Origin of the sequence: Rhodococcus sp. USK10 (genome assembly GCF_019378875.1) — a bacterium.
Classification (GTDB): Bacteria; Actinomycetota; Actinomycetes; order Mycobacteriales; family Mycobacteriaceae; genus Rhodococcus_F; species Rhodococcus_F pseudokoreensis.
This window is the reverse complement of the sequence record NZ_CP076048.1, coordinates 4,425,282-4,444,950: the sequence shown is the minus strand read 5'-3', so window position 1 is coordinate 4,444,950 and position 19,669 is coordinate 4,425,282. Positions and strand designations below refer to the sequence as shown.

Sequence of the window (19,669 nt, the reverse complement as noted above, 5' to 3'; positions counted from 1 at the left end):
GCAGGGATGCGAGGTCAGGTTTTCGGCTCGCCGACGTGCAGATCCGGCTCCCAGTCGTAGACGACGGCGGTGCGCAGCAGGATGTCCTGCAGGGACCGGCGCCTGCCGTCGACCGCCGCCCACAGCAACCCGAACCCGAACATCACGCACAGCAGCGCCCGGAGAAGGGCGCGGAGCCAGCCGATCAGTTCACCGTTGCGGCTGACCACCCGCAGCCCCATGATCACGGCGCCGACGGTGCGGCCGCTCACCGCCCAGCACGCGGTCAGGTACAGCACGGCCACGCCGATGAACATGCTGACGGAGAGCAGGGCGCTGGCATCGGGAAACGTGAACTCCTGCGGGGAGAACAGCAACCGCACGAATAGTGCACCCACGTAGATGCCGCCCATCACGGCCATGACGATCGCCAGATCGATGCCGCAGGCCAGACCGCGGGTGACGATCCCGGCGGCACGATGCGCCGGCGCGCTCATGCATCGTCCGGTTCGTGCCCGCGCCCGAACAACTTGCCCACGAACCCGGCGACGGCGTCGTCGGCCTGCATGCCCTGGGTACGCACCCCGCGGACCGCCTCGTTGGACATCGAGTCGGTCGATTCACGGATGATGCGCGGGAGGTCGACGCCCTCGATCACGGTGTCGGCGAGCACCACCAGGTCGACCCGTCCGATGACGGAATCCACGTCGACGCGGTCGACGATCGCATCCACGTCGACCCGCGCAGCGACGGCGTCGATGTCCACGCGATCGAGGATCAGCGGAATATCGACCCGGGCGGCGATCGCGTCCACGTCCACCCGGTCGATGATCCGCTGGATGTCGATGCCCTCGGCGACGACGTCGAGATCGACGTGATCACGCACGATCGCGGTGAGATCCACCTCCTGAAGAGCGACCTGCACGACCTTCCGCAGCACCGCATGCAGCACCCGATCCGCAAGTTCGTCGGCGCCGCGAAGTGTCTCGGTGCCACGTTCCTCGAGGGTGACCAGCACCGGGTCGACTCCCGGCAGGCGTCGCGCCGTGTCGATCCCGAATCCGATCACGCGCTGCAACGCACCGGCTGCGGTCGTGGCGGCGCCGGCCGCGAGGCGCAGCGGATCGGGGGCTCTCCTGCCGTCCATATTCGCTATCCAAGCCGGTCGACGCCGGGGCCGCACGGGTTCCCGCGAACTGGGTCACCCGCGAGGAGCGCCGGGGCCGTGCACGATTCGCGGGGCAGGCTTCCCGGTCGCCCGCTGAGGGGCCCAGCCGGCGAGTTCGGTGAGCATCTCGGCGACCCGATCCGAACACCGTGCGGGATCCGGGGCCGGTCCCAACCCGAGTGCCTCGACCACCAGAACGTTTCCCTGCGAGAGTCCGTGGACTCCGAGCGACCACCCGAAGTGGCGGTTCCAGGCCAGGACGGCCTTCCGGCCACGGTAGTAGGGGATCTCGCTGGAAAGGGTCACGACCACGTCGAACGCCGGGGTGAACCACCAGTCGACCGACAGGGCGTCCACCATCGTCGCGACGGAACCGACGTACTCACCGACATTCGCCGAGCTGGTGGCCCGGACCTGGCTGATGCTCATCTACAACCCACTCTCGACGTTCGCAGTAACCGAGCGGAAGAAGCCGGACGGCAGGTTCACACTCGAGTCATTCGTCACGAACCGCCGAGGGGACGGGTTCCGGTCCGGAAGGGCCGGAGGTTCGCGACGAGGCTTCCACTTCATCGTCGGGCCGCGCGGGCTGCCGAGGTAGGCACCCTGGGGTGGGGATGACATCACCCAGACCCGAAGAAGCACGTGGTGCGAGGTCGGCGTCTCGACGGGTGCGTACACGACCTGCGGACTGCAGGAGGGGATCGTCACGTACGTCAGCGTCGGCTGCAATCCGATCCGCCCCCAGTAGACGCTGGGACCGCCAACGAAACGAGGCCACGAACTCCGTGAAGTTCGTGGCCTCGTTGTCGCGATTCCGAAGAATCGCTTGTGGTGGGCGAAGGGGGACTTGAACCCCCACGTCCCGAAGGACACTGGCACCTGAAGCCAGCGCGTCTGCCATTCCGCCACTCGCCCGAGCGACCCGGAAACATTAACACGAGGTCGCCAAAAATCACGATTCGTACAGGTCAGGCCCCGAAACGGCGACAAAAACACCCGTCCAGGCAAAGACCGATATCATGCAAGGGCGTGGACCCGTGTCTTGGCTCGAGGCAATGACAGTACCGTGGGATACGCGTACGGCAGCGGCGCGACACGGACGTGTCTCGTCACAGCCACCGCGCACGAGGACAGAAGGCCCGACCGACAGGCACCGTGAGGAGGTTCCGATGGGGATAGTTCAACGTTTCGAGCGGAAGCTCCAGGGAGCCGTTGGCGACGCGTTCGCCCGGGTCTTCGGCGGTGGTGTGGTGCCGCAGGAGGTGGAGGCCGCGCTTCAGCAGGAAGCCTCCGACCGGATCCAGCAACTGGACGGTGGGCATCTGCTCGCGCCGAACAGCTATGTCATCGCCATCAACAACTCGGACCACGAAGAACTTGCCGCCGACCGCGAGTTGACGGTCAAGGCCTTCGCCCGACACCTCGAAGACTTCATTCGCGACCAGGGCTGGCAGACGTATGGTCCCATTCATGTCGCGTTCGAACCGTCGCCTTCACTGCACACCGGGCAGTTCCGCACCCGGGGTTCGGTGGATCCGGACGCAGGCCGCCAGGGTGCGGCCACGCCGGGGCGACCCGAACCGCCACGCGGTCCCGCACCGCGACCACAGGCACCGTTTGTACCCGTCACGTCGAATCCAGGAGCTGGCCCCATGACGCAGAACTCAGGCTACGACCCCAGCCGCGAACCAGCGGGCAACCGCAATCCCGACCCGCAGTACGCGCGCAACGGTCATGCCCATGCAGGTCAGGACCAGCGGTACCCGCAGGGCTACCAGAACGGTTACGACCGCGGCGGCTACCAGCAGGGCGGCTACGACCAGCAGCAGTACCCCGACGACCAGCGCGGCGCGTACCCCCAGGATCAGGCCTACGGTCAGGCGTACGACCAGGGCGCGCAGGCTCCCGGCTACGAGCAGCCCGCGGACGCCGGCTACGACTACCAGCAGGGCGGCTACCAGCAGGACTACCAGGGCGGCTACGACCAGCAGGCTCCCGCGCGCTACCCGGACGGTTCCTACGCCGACGCCGGCTACCAGCAGCCGCAGGGCTACGACCAGGGTTACGACCGCGGCGGCTACCAGCAGGGCGGCTACGACCAGCAGCAGTACGACCAGCAGGGCTACGCCGACTACGACCAGGGCGGCTACGGCCAGCAGGCATACGCACCGGACGGGCACACGTTCACGGCGACGCTGCAGCTCGAGGACGGCAGCGGACGCCACTTCCAGCTGCGCGAGGGCAACAACATCATCGGCCGCGGCCAGGAGGCACAGTTCCGCCTGCCCGACACCGGTGTGTCGCGCCGCCACATCGACATTCGCTGGGACGGTCAGGTCGCGATGCTGTCCGACCTGGGTTCCACCAACGGCACCACCGTCAACGGTGCGCCGGTGCAGGACTGGCAGCTGGCCGACGGAGACATCATCCGGGCCGGTCATTCGGAGATCCTGGTCCGAATCCTCTGAGGCCCCACCGAGTTGGGACCCCGAGGACACATCGCCGATACCCGAACCCGAACTCCCTCGCCGAGACACAACCGAGACGGCTTCGATACTGGACCGACATCGCGTCGGAGCCCGTGTCGGACGTAACACGGTGGGGACTCCGTATCGTTGTGGGCTGTCCGTATCCTGATCGCAGGGTGCGGGTTGCCCCTATGATGCTGCGAGAAAAAGACGCCGGAATCTCGACTGTTCCGGCCACAGAAGGAGGTGGACTGCCGTGCAAGGTTTGATTCTGCAACTCACACGAGCAGGTTTCCTGCTTCTGCTGTGGCTGTTCGTCTGGACCGTCCTGCGGGCGTTGCGAGGCGACATCTACGCCGGCTCCGGCGTCCGTGTGCCGCCCCGATATTCGCGCAGCGGCAATGTTCTGCCGTCGCTGGGCAAGACGAAGACGGCCAAGTATCTGGTGGTGACGCAGGGCGGCCTCGCCGGCACGCGCATCACGCTCAGCACCCAGCCCGTGCTCATCGGCCGGGCCGACGACTCCACGCTCGTCCTCACCGACGACTACGCGTCCACCCGCCACGCTCGGCTCTCCCCGCGGGGCGCCGACTGGTACGTCGAAGACCTCGGCTCGACCAACGGCACGTATCTGGACCGCGCCAAGGTCACCACATCTGTCCGCGTGCCGCTCGGTACCCCCGTACGGGTCGGCAAAACGGTAATCGAGTTGCGCCCGTGACCCTCGTACTCCGCTATGCCGCCCGCAGCGATCGTGGCCTCGTCCGTTCCAACAATGAAGATTCGGTGTACGCCGGGGCCCGCCTGCTGGCGCTCGCGGACGGCATGGGCGGTCACGCGGCCGGTGAGGTCGCGTCGCAGTTGATGATCGCGGCCCTCGCGCATCTCGACGACGACGAGCCCGGCGAGGACCTGCTCGGCAAGCTGGAGGCCGCCACCCGCGAGGGCAACGACACCATCGCCGATCACGTCGAGGAAGACCCGGAACTCGACGGCATGGGCACCACGCTCACCGCAATCCTGTTCTCCGGCAACAAGCTCGGGCTGGTCCACATCGGTGACTCCCGCGCCTACCTGCTCCGCGACGACTCCCTCGCACAGATCACCCGCGACGACACGTTCGTGCAGTCGCTGGTCGACGAGGGCCGGATCACCGCCGAGCAGGCGCACACCCACCCGCAGCGCTCGCTCATCATGCGCGCCCTCACCGGAAACGAGATCGAACCGACGCTGACGGTCCGCGAGGCCCGCGCCGGCGACCGTTATCTGCTGTGCTCCGACGGACTGTCGGACGTGGTCAGCGACGAAACCATCGAGAACACGATGCGGGAAGGCTCCCAGGACGAGTGCGCCGACCGGCTCATCGAACTGGCGCTGCGCAGCGGCGGCCCGGACAACGTGACGGTCGTCGTCGCCGACGTCATCGACCTCGATTACGGGCAGAGTCATCCCATCGTGGCCGGTGCCGCGTCCGCCGACGACGAAGAGGACACGCCGCCGCCCAACACGGCTGCGGGACGTGCCGCGGCGATGCGCCCGCCGCGCGCCACCCCGAAGCGGGTGGTCCCGCAGGCCGAGGAACCGCCGACGAAGAAGAAGCGTCACCGCATGTGGTGGGCTGCACTCGCGCTCGGTCTGATCGTCGTGGTCGCCGTCGCTGCCTTCGTGGGGCGGGCTCTGGTCCGCAACAACTACTACGTCGGCGCCGACGGCGAACGCGTCACCGTGCTGCGTGGAGTTCCCGGTTCGGTGCTGGGTTACTCGCTGCAGGAGGCGAATCTCGTCGGCTGTGTCAGCGATTCCGGCGACCTGACGTTGATGTCGCCTACCGAATCGCCGAACGGGTGCACCATCCTCGAGGTCGACGACCTCCAGCCGTCCGCCCGTGAGCAGGTGCGTGCCGGGCTGCCCTCGGGCAAGCTCGACGACGTCCGCAACCAGATGACGCGGCTCGCGCAGAACGATCTGCTTCCGGTGTGCGAGTCGGAGACGGCTACCACCACGACGACCACCCCGGCGCCGAGTCCCGCTCCGACGCCGGCACCCGCGCCCGTCCCGGAGACCACGCCGCCGCCCGCTCCCGCACCCGCTCCCCGGCAGCGTTGCCGGCACCGGAGACGCCTGCACCCCAGACCCCGACCGCCACCCCGGCGCCGACCGTGACCCAGGTTCCCGGTCAGAACTGCAGGACGGCTAGCTGATGTCGGTCGCAAGTGCATCACCGGGGGCGCAGTTTCCCAGTCCACCCGGCGGGTTCGCGCCAGCCCCCGTCCAGTCGACGCGCCGGGGCACCGAGCTGATCCTGATCGGTTTCGCGATCCTGATCACGACGATCTCGCTGGTGCTGGTAGAGGCCAGCCAGGAACAGAGCATCACCTGGGACCTCGCCAAGTACGCCGCCGCCTACTCGGCGCTGTTCCTGATCGCCCATCTCGCGGTGCGCCGGTTCGCGCCGTACGCCGACCCCCTGATCCTGCCGATCGTCGCGCTGCTCAACGGCCTCGGCCTGGTGCTGATCCACCGGCTCGACCTCGCCGACGCACAGTCCGCCGCTTACTTCGGGCTGCCCGTCCCGTCGCCGGACGCCAACCAGCAGGTGCTGTGGACGACGCTGGCCATCGCCGGTTTCGTGGCCGTGCTGGTGCTGCTCAAGGACTACCGCCTGCTCGCCCGCTACAGCTACACCCTCGGACTCGCGGGACTGGTATTCCTCGCCGTCCCGGCGATCCTGCCGTCGAGCTTCTCCGAGGTGAACGGCGCGAAGATCTGGATCCGCCTCCCCGGCTTCAGCATTCAGCCCGGCGAGTTCGCGAAGATCCTCCTGATCATTTTCTTCGCGTCCGTCCTCGTCGCGAAGCGCGACCTGTTCACCACCGCCGGCAAGCACGTGTTCGGCATCGACCTTCCCCGCGCCCGCGACCTCGGGCCCATCCTCGTCGCGTGGATGGTGTCGGTGGGCGTGCTGGTGCTGGAGAAGGACCTCGGCACGTCGCTGCTGCTGTTCAGCACCGTGCTCGTGATGCTCTACATCGCCACCGAACGCGTCGGATGGCTGCTGATCGGCGTCGGGCTGCTCGGCATCGGTTTCTTCTTCGCGTACCAGCTGTTCGGCCACGTCCGGGTCCGGGTCAGCACCTGGCTCGACCCGCTGGGCGACTACAACAACACCGGCTACCAGATCTCGCAGTCGCTGTTCGGACTCGCGACCGGCGGCGTCGCGGGGACGGGGCTCGGCAGCGGCAGACCCGCCCAGGTGCCGTTCGCTAAGACCGACTTCATCGTCGCGACGATCGGCGAGGAACTCGGACTCATCGGTCTCGCCGCCGTCCTGATGCTGTTCCTGATCCTCGTCATCCGCGGCCTGCGCACCGCGCTCGCCGTCCGCGACAGCTTCGGCAAGCTGCTCGCCGCCGGTCTGTCGTTCACGATCGCAGTGCAGGTGTTCGTGGTGGTCGGCGGCGTCACCAAACTGATCCCCCTCACCGGTCTGACCACGCCGTTCATGTCGTACGGTGGGTCGTCCCTGCTCGCGAACTATCTCCTCCTCGCGATCCTCATCAAGATCTCCGACGCCGCCCGTGAGCCGGCCGTCCCGAAGAAGAAGGGGCCCGCACCCATCGCCGATGCCCCGACGGAGATGGTGCCGCGCTCATGAACACACCTCTGCGTCGTGTCGCGATCGCCGTCATGGTGATGGTGGTCGCGCTCCTCGCCAACGCCACCTACGTCCAGGTCATCAAGGCGGACAACCTGCGGGCCGATCCGCGGAACTCGCGCGTGCTGCTCGACGAGTACTCGCGTCAGCGCGGCCAGATCTCGGCCGCCGGGCAGGTGCTCGCGGCATCCGTGCCGACCGACGACCGCTACAAGTACCTGCGCACCTACCCGCCGAACCCGGCGGCGCCGTCGAGCCCGCTGGCCAACGCACCGGTCACCGGTTTCTACTCCATGCAGTACGGCAGCACCGGACTTGAGCGGTCCGAGGACCCGGTCCTCAACGGTTCCGACAACCGGCTGTTCGGGCGTCGCTTCTTCGACCTCGTGTCCGGACGCGACCCGCGCGGCGGCAACGTGGTGAGCACCATCAACCCGGTGATGCAGCAGGTGGCGTACGACCAGTTGACGGCGAAGGGCTACACCGGTTCGGTCGTGGCGATCGAGCCGAGCACCGGACGCATCCTCACAATGGTGAGCACCCCGAGCTACGACCCCAACTCGCTCGCCAGCCACGACGGCACCGAGACCACGCAGGCGTGGGAGGCCCTGAACGCCGACCCGGAGAAGCCGCTGATCAACCGCGCGGTGTCGCAGACGTACCCGCCCGGTTCCACGTTCAAGGTGGTGGTCACCGCCGCCGCGCTCGCCGCCGGAACCACCCCCGACACCCAGCTGACCGCGGCCCCGCAGATCACCCTTCCCGGCACGTCGACGACGCTCGAGAACTACAACGGTTCCACGTGCGGCGGTGCACCCACTGCGTCGCTGCGGGAGGCGTTCGCGCGGTCCTGCAACACGGCGTTCGTCGAACTCGGCGTCAAGACCGGAGCCGACGCCGTCGGCGACCAGGCCAGTGCACTCGGCATCGGCGGGCAGATGCCCGGCGTCCCGTTCCCCGTCGCCGACAGCACCATCGGGTCGATCCCCGACGACGCCGCGCTCGGCCAGAGCAGCATCGGCCAGCGTGACGTGGCGCTGACCCCGCTGCAGAACGCGATGATCGCGGCTACCGTCGCCAACGGTGGAGTGCGCATGCAACCCCAGCTGGTGTCGGAACTGCAGAGCCCGGACCTGTCCAACCTCGCGACCACCAACCCGGTGTCCGAAGGCCAGGCGATGTCGTCTCAGGTGGCGGCTACCCTGACCGATCTGATGATCGGTTCCGAGAACAACACCAGCGGCGAGGGCAAGATCCCGGGCGTGCAGATCGCGTCCAAGACGGGCACCGCCGAGCACGGAACCGACCCACGGAACACCCCGCCCCACGCCTGGTACATCGGATTCGCACCCGCCCAGAACCCGACCGTGGCCATCGCGGTCATCGTCGAGGACGGCGGAGATCGTGCACTGGCCGCAACCGGCGGCTCGGTGGCTGCACCTATCGGCCGTGCCGTCATCGCAGCCGGACTACAAGGGGGCTGATTGTGGCACTGAACAACGGCGCGCTGATCGCCAATCGATACCGCCTGATCCGGCTCATCGCCACGGGCGGAATGGGACAGGTCTGGGAAGCGACCGACAACCGGCTCAACCGTCGTGTCGCGGTGAAGGTGCTGAAGTCCGAGTTCTCGTCCGACCCGGAGTTCGTCGAACGGTTCCGCTTCGAGGCGCGCACCACCGCACAGCTGAACCATTCCGGCATCGCCGGGATCTACGACTACGGCGAGGTCCGCGACGCCACCGGCGACTCCACCGCCTACCTGGTGATGGAACTCGTCAACGGTGAGCCGCTGAACGCCGTCCTCGCGCGGGTGGGCCGTCTCGCGGTGCCGCACGCACTGGACATGCTCGAGCAGACCGGGCGGGCGCTGCAGGTGGCGCACGACGCCGGAGTCGTGCACCGCGACGTGAAGCCGGGCAACATCCTGATCACCCCCACCGGTCAGGTGAAGATCACCGACTTCGGCATCGCCAAGGCCGTGGAGAACTCGCCGGTCACGCGTACCGGCATGGTGATGGGCACCGCCCAGTACATCGCGCCCGAGCAGGCGCTCGGCCAGGACGCGACCGCGGCCAGCGACGTGTACTCTCTCGGCATCGTCGGCTACGAGGCGCTGTCGGGGCGGCGCCCGTTCATCGGCGACGGGGCCATCACGGTGGCGATGAAGCACGTGCAGGAGGCGCCGGCACCGTTGCCGAACGACCTGCCGCCGAACATCCGCGAGCTCATCGACATCACGATCGCGAAGGATCCGAGCACCCGCTATGCCAGCGGCGGAGAGTTCGCCGACGCAGTCGCGGCGGTCCGGGCGGGCAGACGGCCGCCGCCGCCGGGCGTGTCGGGTACCGGGGCGGGGCGGGTGCTGCCCCCGCCGATGACCGGTGCAACCCAGATGATGCCCCCCTCGCAGACCGCGTACGCGGGTCCGGTCACCGGGCAGGTGCCGCCGGACGACCCGAACGGTAACGGCAAGAAGGGCGGGTTGACCAGCGGCCAGAAGGCCATTGCCTGGGGTGCAGGTGGTTTGATCCTGCTGGCGGCGATCATCGCGCTCGCGCTCGTCCTGTTCGACGGTGGTGACACGAAGGAACCGACGTCGCCTGCGATCACATCCTCGCTGCGGACGATCACGACGACACCGCGGCCGACGACCACGACGACGACCGAGGAAGAGACGTACACCACCGAGCCGACGTACACGACGACGACCACCCCGCCGCCGCCGACCACGACGACCACCACCCAGCCGCCGACCACGACGACGACAGAGCCGACGACGACTACCACCACGACCACCACCGCACCCACGACGACGACCACGACGACCACGTCGGAGGAGTCAACTACTCCGACCCCACAAGGACAGCCATGACGACACCGCGCAACCTCTCCTCACGCTACGAGCTGGGTGAGATTCTCGGCTTCGGTGGCATGTCCGAGGTCCACCTCGCCCGGGACGTCCGGCTCAGCCGCGATGTCGCGATCAAGGTCCTGCGTGCCGACCTGGCCCGCGACCCCACGTTCTACCTGCGGTTCCGCCGCGAGGCGCAGAACGCGGCGGCGCTGAACCATCCGGCGATCGTGGCCGTCTACGACACCGGCGAGGCGGAAACCGAAGCGGGACCGCTGCCGTACATCGTGATGGAGTACGTCGACGGCGACACGTTGCGCGACATCGTGCGCGGCGAGGGCCCGATGGCGCCGCGCCGCGCGATGGAAGTCATCTCGGACGTGTGCGCGGCGCTCGACTTCAGCCACCGCAACGGCATTGTGCACCGCGACGTGAAGCCCGCCAACGTGATGATCAACCGTGCGGGTGCGGTGAAGGTGATGGACTTCGGCATCGCGCGGGCGATCTCCGACGCGTCCAGCCCCATGACGCAGACGGCCGCCGTCATCGGCACTGCCCAGTACCTGTCGCCCGAGCAGGCCCGCGGCGAGCAGGTCGACGCCCGGTCCGACGTGTACTCGCTCGGGTGTGTGCTGTTCGAGATCCTCACCGGCGAACCCCCGTTCAAGGGTGACTCCCCGGTCGCGGTCGCGTACCAGCACGTGCGGGAGGACCCGCAGACGCCGTCCGTGGTCAACCCGGACATTCCGCGTGAGCTCGACTCGGTGATCCTCAAGGCGATGAGCAAGAACCCCGCCAACCGCTACCAGACCGCCGCGGACATGCGCAGCGACCTGGTCCGGGTTCTCGGCGGGCAGCGCCCCAGCGCGCCGATGGTCATGAGCGACGAGGACCGCACCACGATCCTCGGTGCCGTCGACTCCGGCGCCGGACACTACCGGCGCCCGCAGACCACCACCCAGGCGACGGCGTCGAAGACGGACGGCGGCGAACCCGACAAGAAGAAGAACCCGATGCGGCTGGCGCTGATGGCGCTGGGCGCCCTCGTCGTCGTCGGCATCGTCGGCGCGTTCCTGTGGTCCGTGGGCCCGGGTTCGAAGGCCGATCAGGTGACCATGCCGGACGTCACGAACCAGGCCGCGGACGACGCCGAGACGACGCTGCAGAACCTCGGCTTCCGTGTCTCCCGGCAGCAGAAACCCGACGCCGTCGTGGCGACCGGCAACGTCATCACCACCCGGCCCGTCGGCGGCGTGCAGGTGGACGAGGGCAGCACGATCACCCTCGAGGTGTCGTCGGGCCCCGAACAGGTGAAGGTCCCGCGGCTCGCGGGCCTGACCCAGCAGGAAGCGCAGCAGGAACTGAATGCGGTCGGTCTGCGGCTCGACACCGCCGTCGCCCGCGCCCCGTCCGACCCTTCCGACGTCGACAAGGTGATCCAGCAGGACCCGTCTTCCGGGGCGAGCATCTCCCTCGACTCCGAGGTCGCCGTCACGCTGGGTACCGGACCTGAGCAGGTCCGCATCCCCGACGTCACCGGCCAGAAGGTCGAGGTCGCGCAGGCGAACATCGAGGGCGCCGGTTTCAAGGCGCAGATCCAGAACATCGACTCCGGTGCGCCGAAGGGCGAGGTCGTCTCCACCGATCCCGTCGGCGGTTCCACTGCCGCCAAGGGCGACACCATCCAGATCCGGGTGTCGAACGGCAACAACATCGAGATGCCCGACCTGACTGGGAAGACGGTGTCGCAGGCACTCGCGGCGCTGCGCAGCGCCGGCTGGAGTGGGTCGTCGGCATCGGTGAATCAGACGCAGACGTCCACACTGGACCCGGAGATGGTCGGCAAGATCATCAGCCAGGAACAGCCGCCGGGATCGGAGATCACCAAGAACGGTGTCGTCTCGGTCGGTGTCGGCGCGCTCGGCATCCCGCGGTAGGCGGCTCCGCCGCCCGTGAGTGGTTGAGGAGTCTCTGGACTCGTCAACCACTCACGGGGGTTACGCCCCTAATGCCTGCGCGACCTCGGCTTCGAGGGTGGCGACGAGGGATTCCTTGGGGGCGTCGCCGCAGACGGTGAGCCAGTTGGCGAGCATGCGGTGCCCGCCCTCGGTGAGTACGGACTCCGGATGGAACTGGACGCCGTGGATCGGCAGTTCGCGGTGCCGCATCGCCATGACGATGCCGCTGTCGGTGTGCGCGGTGACCTCGAGTTCGTCCGGGATGGTGTCTTCCAGGACGGTCAGCGAGTGGTAGCGCGTGGCGGTGAACGGGTCGGGCAGACCCGCGAGAACGCCCTTGCCGGTGTGGTGGACGACGCTGGTCTTGCCGTGCAGGAGTTCGGGGGCCCGGTCGACGGTCGCGCCGAATGCGGCGCCGATCGCCTGGTGTCCGAGGCATACGCCGAGGAGCGGCGTGCCCGCCGCGGCGCAAGCCGTGACCAGGTCCATCGTCGCCCCTGCGCGCTGCGGTGTGCCGGGGCCGGGGCTGAGGAGGATGCCGTCGAACTCGGCCGCCGCAGCCGCGATCGCATCGGGCCCGGTGAGGTTCGGATCGTCGTTGCGCCAGACCACGGCCCGGGTTCCCAGCTGTCCGAGGTACTGGACCAGGTTGAACACGAAGCTGTCGTAGTTGTCGACGACGAGAATCCTCATGGGAGCAGGGTATTCTGCCCGCCCCGACCCTCGCACGGCCGGGGACGGTTCAGCGTCGGTTCGGATCAGTGGCCCGCGTACCCGGGCACGGACAGTTGGCCGGACGCGGCCTCCGAATAGCCGAGGCCGAACCGCGTCGCGTACTGCTTGAACACCCGGATTCCGGGTTCGTTGGCGAGTGCCGCCTCCAGTCGCGCCGGATCCCCGATCGCCGACATCACATAGGGCGGGCTGTACGTGCGGCCGTGCAGCAGCAGGGTGTTGCCGATGCAGCGCGGCGCGGACGTGTTGACGATCCGCTGGTCCTGCATGCCGACGGCCTCGGCGCCGCCCACCCACAGCGCGTTCAGCACACTCTGGACGTCCTGCTGGTGGACGACGAGATCGTCCGGTGACGCGTCGACGGGGTACTTGCCGTCCGCGTCACGGGGGGCGTCGGTGAGGGTGACGGTGACGCCCGGACCGGTCATCGGTGTGAGCCCGGCGTCCGTGGCGAGTGCCTTGCTGTCGGCGAGGGCCTGCGCGACACCGCTGTCGGACGCCGCCGCGTCCTGCTGCAGCGACTCCACCTGGGCCGCCAGATCGTCGCGGGCCTCGGCCACCTGGTCGGTCTCGGACTGCGCGTTCCGCACGAGGTCGGACAACCGGGTGGAATCACCGGCACGAATCTCGTTGCCGTGCGACACCTGGCGGGTGGTGGCCACCAGCAGACCGGCCACGAGACACACCACCAGCACCGCGATCCGCCAGAAGATCGACCTGGTCACCGGTGTTTCCGTCCCCTCGTCCTCGCCGCGCGAATCGCGGCTACGTTAGCGTGTACACACGCAGGTATTTCCGAATCTACCTGCCCACATTCCCGTAGAGCCGCACGAACGAGGACGTCATGCCGAAGTCGAAGGTCCGAAAGAAGACCGATTACACGATCAACCCTGCGAGCCGCACCCCGGTGAAGGTGAAGGCCGGCCCCTCGAGCACCCTGTACGTCTCGGTGATGCTCGGGTTCATGCTGGTCGGCCTGGTGTGGCTGCTCGTCTACTACCTGGCCGCCGACCAGCTCGAGTGGATGAACAACCTCGGTGCCTACAACTTCCTCATCGGGTTCGGCTTCATGGTGGTCGGGCTGATCATGACGATGCGCTGGCGTTGACCATCACAATTACACGCATGTCATTCATCCCCAATGTGGACAACCCCTGTGGATAGCCGCAGGTCGAGTGCCGATGTCTGCTGACGAGGCACCGCTGGAGTGGTCGACGCCGCTCGGTGCGGTGATCGCTCTCGCCGTGGGCGGGCTCGCGTTGGGGGCCGCGGGACTTTCCGTGTCGATCGAGCCTGCGGGCCGTGTCCTCGTGTGTGTCGCCGCCCTCGGGCTGCTGCTGACCGCCGCGTCCGCACTCCGGCAGCGCCCGCGCCTGGCCGTCGACAAAGAAGGCGGCGGGATCGTGGTGCACCGGCTGACGGGCCGCCACGAGTACTCCCGCTCACAGATCGACCGGGCGCGGCTGGTCCGGTACCCGCGGCTGGGCCGCCGGGTGCCGATGCTCGAGATCGACGTCCGCACCGAGGACGGCACCGAACGCCTCCTGATCTTCGGCCGCTGGGATCTCGGCACCACTCCGGAGGACGTGTTCGATGCCCTCACGGTGCACCGTCTGGTGGGCCGGGGTCAGTAGCCGAAGCTCGCACGCAGCTGCAGGGTGCGGGCCGCGATGACGGCCAGCGGCACCAGCACCACGACGCCGAGGCAGATCCAGCCGACGGTGACGGCCTTTTCCCGGTTGTTCCCGGCGCCCAGCAGCTGGGGCCCGTAGAGGATGGCCGCGGTGGCCGCGGCTCCGGCGACCAGGCCGCCGAGATGCCCCCACAGTGAGATGCCGGGGATGGTGATGCTGATGATCACGTTGATGGCGATCACCGAGATCACCGGCGCCGGGCTGCGCCGCAACCTCAGGAGGATGACGGCCTGCGCTCCCATCAGTCCGAAGACGGCGCCCGACGCGCCGGCGGTGACCGCGTGCAGCTGGAACAGCATCACCGCGGCGGAACCGCCGAGGATCGACGCGAAGTACACGAACGCGTAGCGGGCGCGGCCGAGGACCAGTTCGGTGTCGCGGCCGATGATCCACAGCGCGAACATGTTGACGGCCAGGTGGATGAGACCGAAGTGGAGGAATCCGCTGCCGATCACGCGGACGAGTTGACCGTCCACGACAGCGGGTGGGAACAGCGCCCAGTCCGCGAAGAGCGTCGATCCCGCCTGGTTCTGCATGATGCTGCGGGACTGCGCCGCGGTGATCAGGAAGATGCCGACGTTCGCGGCCATCAGGATGTACGTCACCAGCGGCACCGCACGCTGCGTCGTCACGGCGCCCGCGACGTTGCGGACCGCACGGACGTCACGCTGCCCGGCGGCGACACAGTCGACGCACTGGTAGCCGACTGCGGCCTCGCGCAGGCATTCGGGGCACGCGGGACGACCGCACCGATTGCACGACAGTGCAGTGGGGCGATCGGGGTGGCGGACGCACCGCGGCTGGGGCGGAGTGCCCTCGTTCGCGGCACCGCCCCAGCCGGGGTTGGTCATGTGCTGCGGATCCCTACGCGATGGTGACGCTGTTGATCACGACCGGCTCGAGCGGACGGTCCGCGCGATCGGTGGCCGTGGTCGAGATGGCGTCGACGACCTTCTTCGACTCCTCGTCGACGACCTCACCGAAGATGGTGTGGCGACGGTTGAGGTGCGGCGTCGGGCCGGTGGTGATGAAGAACTGCGAACCGTTGGTTCCCGGGCCGGCGTTGGCCATGGCCAGGATGTAGGCGCGGTCGAACTGCAGTTCCGGGTGGAACTCGTCGCCGAACTTGTATCCCGGGCCGCCGGCGCCGGTGCCGGTGGGGTCGCCGCCCTGGATCATGAATCCGTCGATGACGCGGTGGAAGACGGCGCCGTCGTAGAACGGTCCGGAGTTGGTGCCACCAGCGTTGGCGGTGCTGTAGTCCTTCGAACCGTCGGCCAGGCCGACGAAGTTCTCGACGGTCTTGGGCGCGTGGTTGCCGAACAGCGCGATCTTGATGTCGCCGCGGTTGGTGTGCAGCGTTGCGGTTGCGGTCTGATGAGGTGAAGTCACACCACCATGTTGCCATTGTGCGGTTCCGCGTGGTTCCGCCGCCGTGACTCGAGTACTTGGGATCGGTTCGTGCTGCCGGTTCTTGTGACAAAGTGGGGTCATGACACGAGCGACGGAGTCCCTCACGAATCTGCTTCCGACCGAACGCGCCGAGCACCTGCAGGAGCAGGTGTCCGAACGAGTCGAGACCGCGCTGGCCCACGTCGAGGATTCGGCTGTTCGGGTCAAGGAATCCGAGGCTGTCGATCAGGCCCTGCGCTGCGCGCGTTCGGCTGCGCTCGCCGCGGCCCGCGGCGCCGGACAGGTCAGTGTGTTCCTCGGCAAGCAGGGGGCGTCGCTGGCGAAGAAGGGCTACGAACGCGCCCGGACCGTACCGGTGAAAGAGGTCGCTGAGGACGTCATTCGTCCCCTGACCTCGGCTGTCGCGCCGGTCGAGGAGAAGAAGTCGCGGAAGGGCCGTCGCATCGCGATCGTCGTGCTGATCGGTGCCGCTGTCGCCGGGGGCGCGGTGTTCTTCAAGAGCCGCCGCCGGGAGCAGCCGCGGGTGGCGTCCGCTCCCCCGAACCTGCGCGACCTCGACAGCGCAGACGTGCAGGACGCCACGCCGCCGACGGCGACGAAGCCCCTCGCCGCCAACTGATCCGTCACTCCCGGCCGGCGCGGCGCGCACGCGCGCGGTGTCGCCGGGCGTACGGTCCTGTCTTCGTTTCACGGCTTGTACCACGGGTATCCCGCTGGCAGATGCGCACCAGCGCGAGGATCCGTTCCGAGGAGCAGACATGACCGCCACACGTATCGCCCACCGCATCGCCGTTGTCGCGTTTCCGCTCGCCGCCACCGCGGCCCTCCTGACGGCCGGGCCCGCCGGCGCCGACCCACCCCATCCCTTCGGCGGACCGGCCCTCACCATCGGATGCCCGAATCAGGGCAGTCTGATGTCGTTGACGGCGCTCACCGGGCAGTCCGGGCCGGAGGCGGTCCCGCCGATCGCCGACGGCGACATCCGCTTCGAGTCACACCCCGCCGCGCCACCGATCCCGGCAGCCGCGCAGGTCACCGTCGCCTGGGTCAACACCGACAGCGGACGCTCGGGGATCGTGAACCTCGGCGGCGTCTACCCATTCCTGTCCGCGACTGTGAACACCGGCGTCGGCAACGTGGTGGCCACGGCGTTCGGGTCGATCAACTTCGGCAGCAGCCCGATCTGCCAGGCGAACCCGGCCATCGGAACATTCATTGCGTGAGTTCGGCCGTGTGGCAGCCGAACCGGCGCCGGTAGTCGCCGGGCGCGACGCCGACCACCCGGTTGAAGTGGTGGCGGAGTAGCGCACCGGATCCGAATCCGGTGCGCCTCGAGATCGCCTCGAGACCGAGGTCGGTGCCCTCGAGTAGCTGCCGGGCGTAGAGGACCCGCTGCGTCGTCAGCCACTTCACCGGAGTGGTGCCCGTCTCGGCCGCGAACTTGCGCGCGAACGTCCGCGTCGACATCGACGAGCGCGCCGCGAGCTCGTCGACCGTGTGCGGCAAGTCGAGGTTTTCGCTCATCCACGCCATCGTCACGCTCAGGCTGTCCGACGTACACGCGACCACCGGCTGCTCGATGAACTGCCGCTGCCCGCCGTCGCGTTGCGGCGGCACGACCATCCGGCGGGCGATCGTGTTGGCCACCGCGGAACCGAGTTCCCGGCGGACCACGTGCAGGCACGCGTCGATGCCGGCCGCGGTTCCGGCACTGGTGACGAGGTTGCCCTCGTCGACGAACAGGACGTCGGGATCGACCACCGCGGTCGGGAACCGGTCGGCGAGTTCCTGGACGTACCCCCAGTGGGTGGTGCACTTGCGCCCGTCGAGCAGTCCCGCCTCGCCGAGCAGGAACGCACCGGAGCACAGGCTGAGCACCGTGGCACCGGCCTCCGCGGCCGCCCGCACGGCGTCGAGCGCCTCCTCCGGGAAGCCGGACTGCGCCCCCGGCGGCGGGACCACGACGAGGTCCGCGTCGCGCAGCGCGTCCAGCCCGTATCCCGCGGAGAGCGTCAGTCCCGGGGTGACCGATGTGAGTGGTTCGCCGGGGCGGATTCCGCAGATCCGGAAATCGAATGCCGGCACGCCGTATTCGATGCGGTCGATTCCGAACACCTCGCACACCACACCGAACTCGAACATCGACACCCGGTCGAGGAGGAGTGTCGCGACCTTGGAGATCATGCCCCGAGTCTAGTTGGCGAAATCTTGCCGGACCATGTCGAAACGGCCAGTCATTCGCGGACGGCGCCGCAGATCGACACGAGCGCGCGGGCCAGCGTCGCCTGATGCAGTGCGTCGAGGTGCTGTTCGGACGCCACCGCGACCGCGGCGTCGACGAGAGCGGGCACGCAACCCGGACCCGCGAGCACGTCCTCCTGTTCACGCAACTGCAGGAGGATGTCCGTGTTCTGGCGGTCGATGACCGGGCGAACCTGCGTCAGGTCGGGCCTGACCGTGGGCGCCGCACCGGGCGCGACACTCCACCAGGAGAACAGCGCGCGTTGCACCGCCTTGTTGGCCTCGATCTGATCCCGGAAGATCTGCTGCACCCGCGCCGCGCTGAGGCCCTCGTCGGCGGCCTGGGTGGCGACCGCGCCGAGGACCTGCGCCTCGCGCGCGGGATCGTCGATCGGCGACGGCGTGCCCCACTTGGCGGACGCCACCGTGTCCGCCGTGGCGAGGCGCAGCGACACCGCCAGGGCGATCGGTTGCAGCGGGCGGGTCTGCGCACTCGCGGGCGCGGTACCGGCCGCCGTCAGCATTCCGAGCATCGCCGCGGCGACGACCGCTCGGCGGGCGAGTGCGGGCCGGACCGTCGTCATGGTGCGAGTGTAGGGCCGGTCAGTCGTCCAGACCGGCGACTCCGCGTTTCCAGTAGCCCGTGAACAGCGACTCCATCCGGTCCTTGCTCCACGCGCGCAGCGGCTTGATGTCGTTCGCCTCGCCGGCCGCGAACAGGAAGGTGCGGCGGTCGGGCAGCGCGAGCGCCTGCACCGTCGACGCCAGGACGGACTCGCCGCCGTCGCGAACGAGCCACGTCACGTCCACGTTGGCGCGCGCGGCCAGCGGGTAGCCGTGCTCGACGGCGTCGTCGGTCTCGATCACGACGTGCGCCGACACGTCGGCCGGCGATTCGTCGAGCCACCGTGCGACCGCGGGAAGCGCGGTGGCGTCGACCGCGAAGACGTAATGGTCGAAGTTGTGGGCGAACGCCTTGGCACCGGGCGGTCCGGCGATGGTCACGTCGTCGCCGATCTCGACCGACGTCGCCCAGGACGACGCCAGCCCGCCCTCGTGCAGCACGAAGTCCAGGTCGAGTTCACGGGCGTCGGCGTCGTAGCGCCGAACGGTGTACTTCCGGCTGGTCGGGAGCGGTCGCGGCCAGTCGAGCATCATGGCGTCGTTCACCACCGGGATGCGGCGGGTGCCGTCCGCGTCGGGGAACACGATCTTGACGTGGTCGTCGGCCTGATAGGTGTGGAAACCGTCGAGTCCGGGACCCCCGATCGTCAGGCGCACCATGCGGGGTGTGACGTACTCGCGCGCGCGGACCGTGACCGTGCGGACTCCGATCGGGTAACCGATGCGCGCGGCTCCCTCTCCCGTCCGGTGGTGGGACGCCACGCGGCTACGCGGGTCGAGACGGTCACGGGCTCCGGGATCGAGTGCGGTCATGAAAGTAAGGGTAACCTCACCAGTTCCGGGCCCGCACAGCAGTGTGCCCCGGACTCTTCCGAAT

Annotated in this window: 20 protein-coding genes, 1 tRNA gene and 1 pseudogene; 11 read left to right on the top strand and 11 right to left on the bottom strand. The window is 68.6% G+C overall.

Annotation, left to right across the window (positions count from 1 at the left end; translation table 11 throughout):
• Window positions 1-14 precede the first annotated feature (14 nt).
• The 4 genes from I1A62_RS27415 to I1A62_RS27400 form a co-directional block, all read right to left on the bottom strand.
• Window positions 15-476 (bottom strand): RDD family protein, encoded by a 462-nt coding sequence (locus I1A62_RS27415; RefSeq protein ID WP_219455416.1) that lies wholly within the window; start codon window positions 474-476, stop codon window positions 15-17.
• Window positions 473-1,126, bottom strand: coding sequence for a hypothetical protein (locus I1A62_RS27410; RefSeq protein ID WP_219455414.1), 654 nt, complete (start codon window positions 1,124-1,126; stop codon window positions 473-475). Before I1A62_RS27410 ends, I1A62_RS27415 begins: the two co-directional genes overlap by 4 nt.
• Window positions 1,127-1,180: 54 nt before the next feature.
• Window positions 1,181-1,576 carry a DUF6292 family protein gene (locus tag I1A62_RS27405; protein ID WP_124392331.1) on the bottom strand — a complete coding sequence of 132 codons (396 nt, stop codon included), beginning with the start codon at window positions 1,574-1,576 and terminating at the stop codon, window positions 1,181-1,183.
• A gap of 403 nt (window positions 1,577-1,979) precedes the next feature.
• A tRNA-Leu gene (locus I1A62_RS27400) sits at window positions 1,980-2,065 on the bottom strand.
• A gap of 254 nt (window positions 2,066-2,319) precedes the next feature.
• Between I1A62_RS27400 and I1A62_RS27395 the strand changes: the two genes are divergently transcribed.
• From I1A62_RS27395 to pknB, 7 genes and pseudogenes are all read left to right on the top strand, one after another.
• Entirely contained in the window at window positions 2,320-3,618 is a 1,299-nt protein-coding gene (locus tag I1A62_RS27395; RefSeq protein WP_124392332.1) for a DUF3662 and FHA domain-containing protein, read from the top strand.
• A gap of 256 nt (window positions 3,619-3,874) precedes the next feature.
• A complete protein-coding gene (locus I1A62_RS27390) occupies window positions 3,875-4,339 on the top strand; it encodes an FHA domain-containing protein (RefSeq protein WP_087554963.1) in 465 nt (154 codons plus the stop codon).
• A pseudogene (locus I1A62_RS27385) lies at window positions 4,336-5,819 on the top strand (PP2C family serine/threonine-protein phosphatase). The gene I1A62_RS27390 and the pseudogene I1A62_RS27385 overlap by 4 nt, the downstream one beginning before the upstream one ends.
• Entirely contained in the window at window positions 5,819-7,273 is a 1,455-nt protein-coding gene (locus tag I1A62_RS27380) for an FtsW/RodA/SpoVE family cell cycle protein (protein ID WP_219455412.1), read from the top strand. The pseudogene I1A62_RS27385 and the gene I1A62_RS27380 overlap by 1 nt, the downstream one beginning before the upstream one ends.
• A complete protein-coding gene (locus I1A62_RS27375; RefSeq protein ID WP_124392336.1) occupies window positions 7,270-8,757 on the top strand; it encodes a penicillin-binding transpeptidase domain-containing protein in 1,488 nt (495 codons plus the stop codon). Before I1A62_RS27380 ends, I1A62_RS27375 begins: the two co-directional genes overlap by 4 nt.
• A 2-nt stretch (window positions 8,758-8,759) precedes the next feature.
• A complete protein-coding gene (locus I1A62_RS27370; RefSeq protein ID WP_124392337.1) occupies window positions 8,760-10,148 on the top strand; it encodes a serine/threonine-protein kinase in 1,389 nt (462 codons plus the stop codon).
• Window positions 10,145-12,064 (top strand): Stk1 family PASTA domain-containing Ser/Thr kinase, encoded by a 1,920-nt coding sequence (gene pknB, locus I1A62_RS27365; protein WP_219455410.1) that lies wholly within the window; start codon window positions 10,145-10,147, stop codon window positions 12,062-12,064. Before I1A62_RS27370 ends, pknB begins: the two co-directional genes overlap by 4 nt.
• Window positions 12,065-12,124: 60 nt before the next feature.
• Here pknB and I1A62_RS27360 read toward each other — a convergent pair whose 3' ends face one another.
• Both I1A62_RS27360 and I1A62_RS27355 read right to left on the bottom strand, forming a co-directional pair.
• The gene (locus I1A62_RS27360; protein WP_087554957.1) at window positions 12,125-12,778 is read right to left on the bottom strand and encodes an aminodeoxychorismate/anthranilate synthase component II; all 654 of its coding nucleotides are present in this window, start codon (window positions 12,776-12,778) and stop codon (window positions 12,125-12,127) included.
• 65 nt (window positions 12,779-12,843) lie between these two features.
• Complete coding sequence (locus I1A62_RS27355) at window positions 12,844-13,545, bottom strand: DUF881 domain-containing protein (protein WP_206008067.1); 702 nt, start codon at window positions 13,543-13,545, stop codon at window positions 12,844-12,846.
• A 119-nt stretch (window positions 13,546-13,664) separates the two neighbouring features.
• On the opposite strand from I1A62_RS27355, the gene crgA reads away from it, so the two are divergent.
• Both crgA and I1A62_RS27345 read left to right on the top strand, forming a co-directional pair.
• The gene (crgA, locus tag I1A62_RS27350) at window positions 13,665-13,928 is read left to right on the top strand and encodes a cell division protein CrgA (protein ID WP_005249082.1); all 264 of its coding nucleotides are present in this window, start codon (window positions 13,665-13,667) and stop codon (window positions 13,926-13,928) included.
• A 67-nt stretch (window positions 13,929-13,995) separates the two neighbouring features.
• Window positions 13,996-14,454, top strand: a complete 459-nt coding sequence (locus I1A62_RS27345) for a PH domain-containing protein (protein ID WP_219455409.1) — start codon at window positions 13,996-13,998, stop codon at window positions 14,452-14,454.
• Here I1A62_RS27345 and I1A62_RS27340 read toward each other — a convergent pair.
• Window positions 14,448-15,365 (bottom strand): rhomboid family intramembrane serine protease, encoded by a 918-nt coding sequence (locus I1A62_RS27340; protein ID WP_124392340.1) that lies wholly within the window; start codon window positions 15,363-15,365, stop codon window positions 14,448-14,450. The genes I1A62_RS27345 and I1A62_RS27340 overlap by 7 nt on opposite strands.
• Window positions 15,366-15,378: 13 nt before the next feature.
• Window positions 15,379-15,906, bottom strand: coding sequence for a peptidylprolyl isomerase (locus tag I1A62_RS27335; protein WP_087554953.1), 528 nt, complete (start codon window positions 15,904-15,906; stop codon window positions 15,379-15,381).
• A gap of 100 nt (window positions 15,907-16,006) precedes the next feature.
• Here I1A62_RS27335 and I1A62_RS27330 point away from each other — a divergent pair, with 100 nt between their 5' ends.
• Complete coding sequence (locus I1A62_RS27330) at window positions 16,007-16,546, top strand: hypothetical protein (protein ID WP_219455407.1); 540 nt, start codon at window positions 16,007-16,009, stop codon at window positions 16,544-16,546.
• A gap of 139 nt (window positions 16,547-16,685) precedes the next feature.
• Entirely contained in the window at window positions 16,686-17,150 is a 465-nt protein-coding gene (locus I1A62_RS27325) for a hypothetical protein (protein ID WP_124392342.1), read from the top strand.
• On the opposite strand, the gene I1A62_RS27320 is transcribed toward I1A62_RS27325, so the two are convergent.
• From I1A62_RS27320 to I1A62_RS27310, 3 genes are read right to left on the bottom strand one after another with little or no spacing between them, the layout of a single operon-like run.
• Window positions 17,140-18,111: a helix-turn-helix domain-containing protein gene (locus I1A62_RS27320; RefSeq protein ID WP_124392343.1), complete on the bottom strand. Its 972-nt coding sequence runs from the start codon at window positions 18,109-18,111 to the stop codon at window positions 17,140-17,142. The two genes, I1A62_RS27325 and I1A62_RS27320, sit on opposite strands and share 11 nt — an antisense overlap.
• Window positions 18,112-18,161: 50 nt before the next feature.
• Window positions 18,162-18,752, bottom strand: a complete 591-nt coding sequence (locus I1A62_RS27315; RefSeq protein ID WP_124392344.1) for a chorismate mutase — start codon at window positions 18,750-18,752, stop codon at window positions 18,162-18,164.
• A 19-nt stretch (window positions 18,753-18,771) separates the two neighbouring features.
• On the bottom strand, window positions 18,772-19,605 hold the full coding sequence (locus tag I1A62_RS27310; protein ID WP_219455406.1) for a siderophore-interacting protein: 834 nt from the start codon (window positions 19,603-19,605) through the stop codon (window positions 18,772-18,774).
• Between the last annotated feature and the right edge of the window lie 64 nt (window positions 19,606-19,669).

Coding starts and splice junctions, on each gene's coding strand:
- I1A62_RS27410 (WP_219455414.1), bottom strand. CDS start 1,126: ATGGACGGCAGGAGAGCCCCCGATCCGCTGCGCCTCGCGGCCGGCGCC.
- I1A62_RS27405 (WP_124392331.1), bottom strand. CDS start 1,576: ATGAGCATCAGCCAGGTCCGGGCCACCAGCTCGGCGAATGTCGGTGAG.
- I1A62_RS27395 (WP_124392332.1), top strand. CDS start 2,320: ATGGGGATAGTTCAACGTTTCGAGCGGAAGCTCCAGGGAGCCGTTGGC.
- I1A62_RS27360 (WP_087554957.1), bottom strand. CDS start 12,778: ATGAGGATTCTCGTCGTCGACAACTACGACAGCTTCGTGTTCAACCTG.
- I1A62_RS27415 (WP_219455416.1), bottom strand. CDS start 476: ATGAGCGCGCCGGCGCATCGTGCCGCCGGGATCGTCACCCGCGGTCTG.
- pknB (WP_219455410.1), top strand. CDS start 10,145: ATGACGACACCGCGCAACCTCTCCTCACGCTACGAGCTGGGTGAGATT.
- I1A62_RS27340 (WP_124392340.1), bottom strand. CDS start 15,365: ATGACCAACCCCGGCTGGGGCGGTGCCGCGAACGAGGGCACTCCGCCC.
- I1A62_RS27375 (WP_124392336.1), top strand. CDS start 7,270: ATGAACACACCTCTGCGTCGTGTCGCGATCGCCGTCATGGTGATGGTG.
- I1A62_RS27310 (WP_219455406.1), bottom strand. CDS start 19,605: ATGACCGCACTCGATCCCGGAGCCCGTGACCGTCTCGACCCGCGTAGC.
- crgA (WP_005249082.1), top strand. CDS start 13,665: ATGCCGAAGTCGAAGGTCCGAAAGAAGACCGATTACACGATCAACCCT.
- I1A62_RS27330 (WP_219455407.1), top strand. CDS start 16,007: ATGACACGAGCGACGGAGTCCCTCACGAATCTGCTTCCGACCGAACGC.
- I1A62_RS27320 (WP_124392343.1), bottom strand. CDS start 18,111: ATGATCTCCAAGGTCGCGACACTCCTCCTCGACCGGGTGTCGATGTTC.
- I1A62_RS27380 (WP_219455412.1), top strand. CDS start 5,819: ATGTCGGTCGCAAGTGCATCACCGGGGGCGCAGTTTCCCAGTCCACCC.
- I1A62_RS27325 (WP_124392342.1), top strand. CDS start 16,686: ATGACCGCCACACGTATCGCCCACCGCATCGCCGTTGTCGCGTTTCCG.
- I1A62_RS27315 (WP_124392344.1), bottom strand. CDS start 18,752: ATGACGACGGTCCGGCCCGCACTCGCCCGCCGAGCGGTCGTCGCCGCG.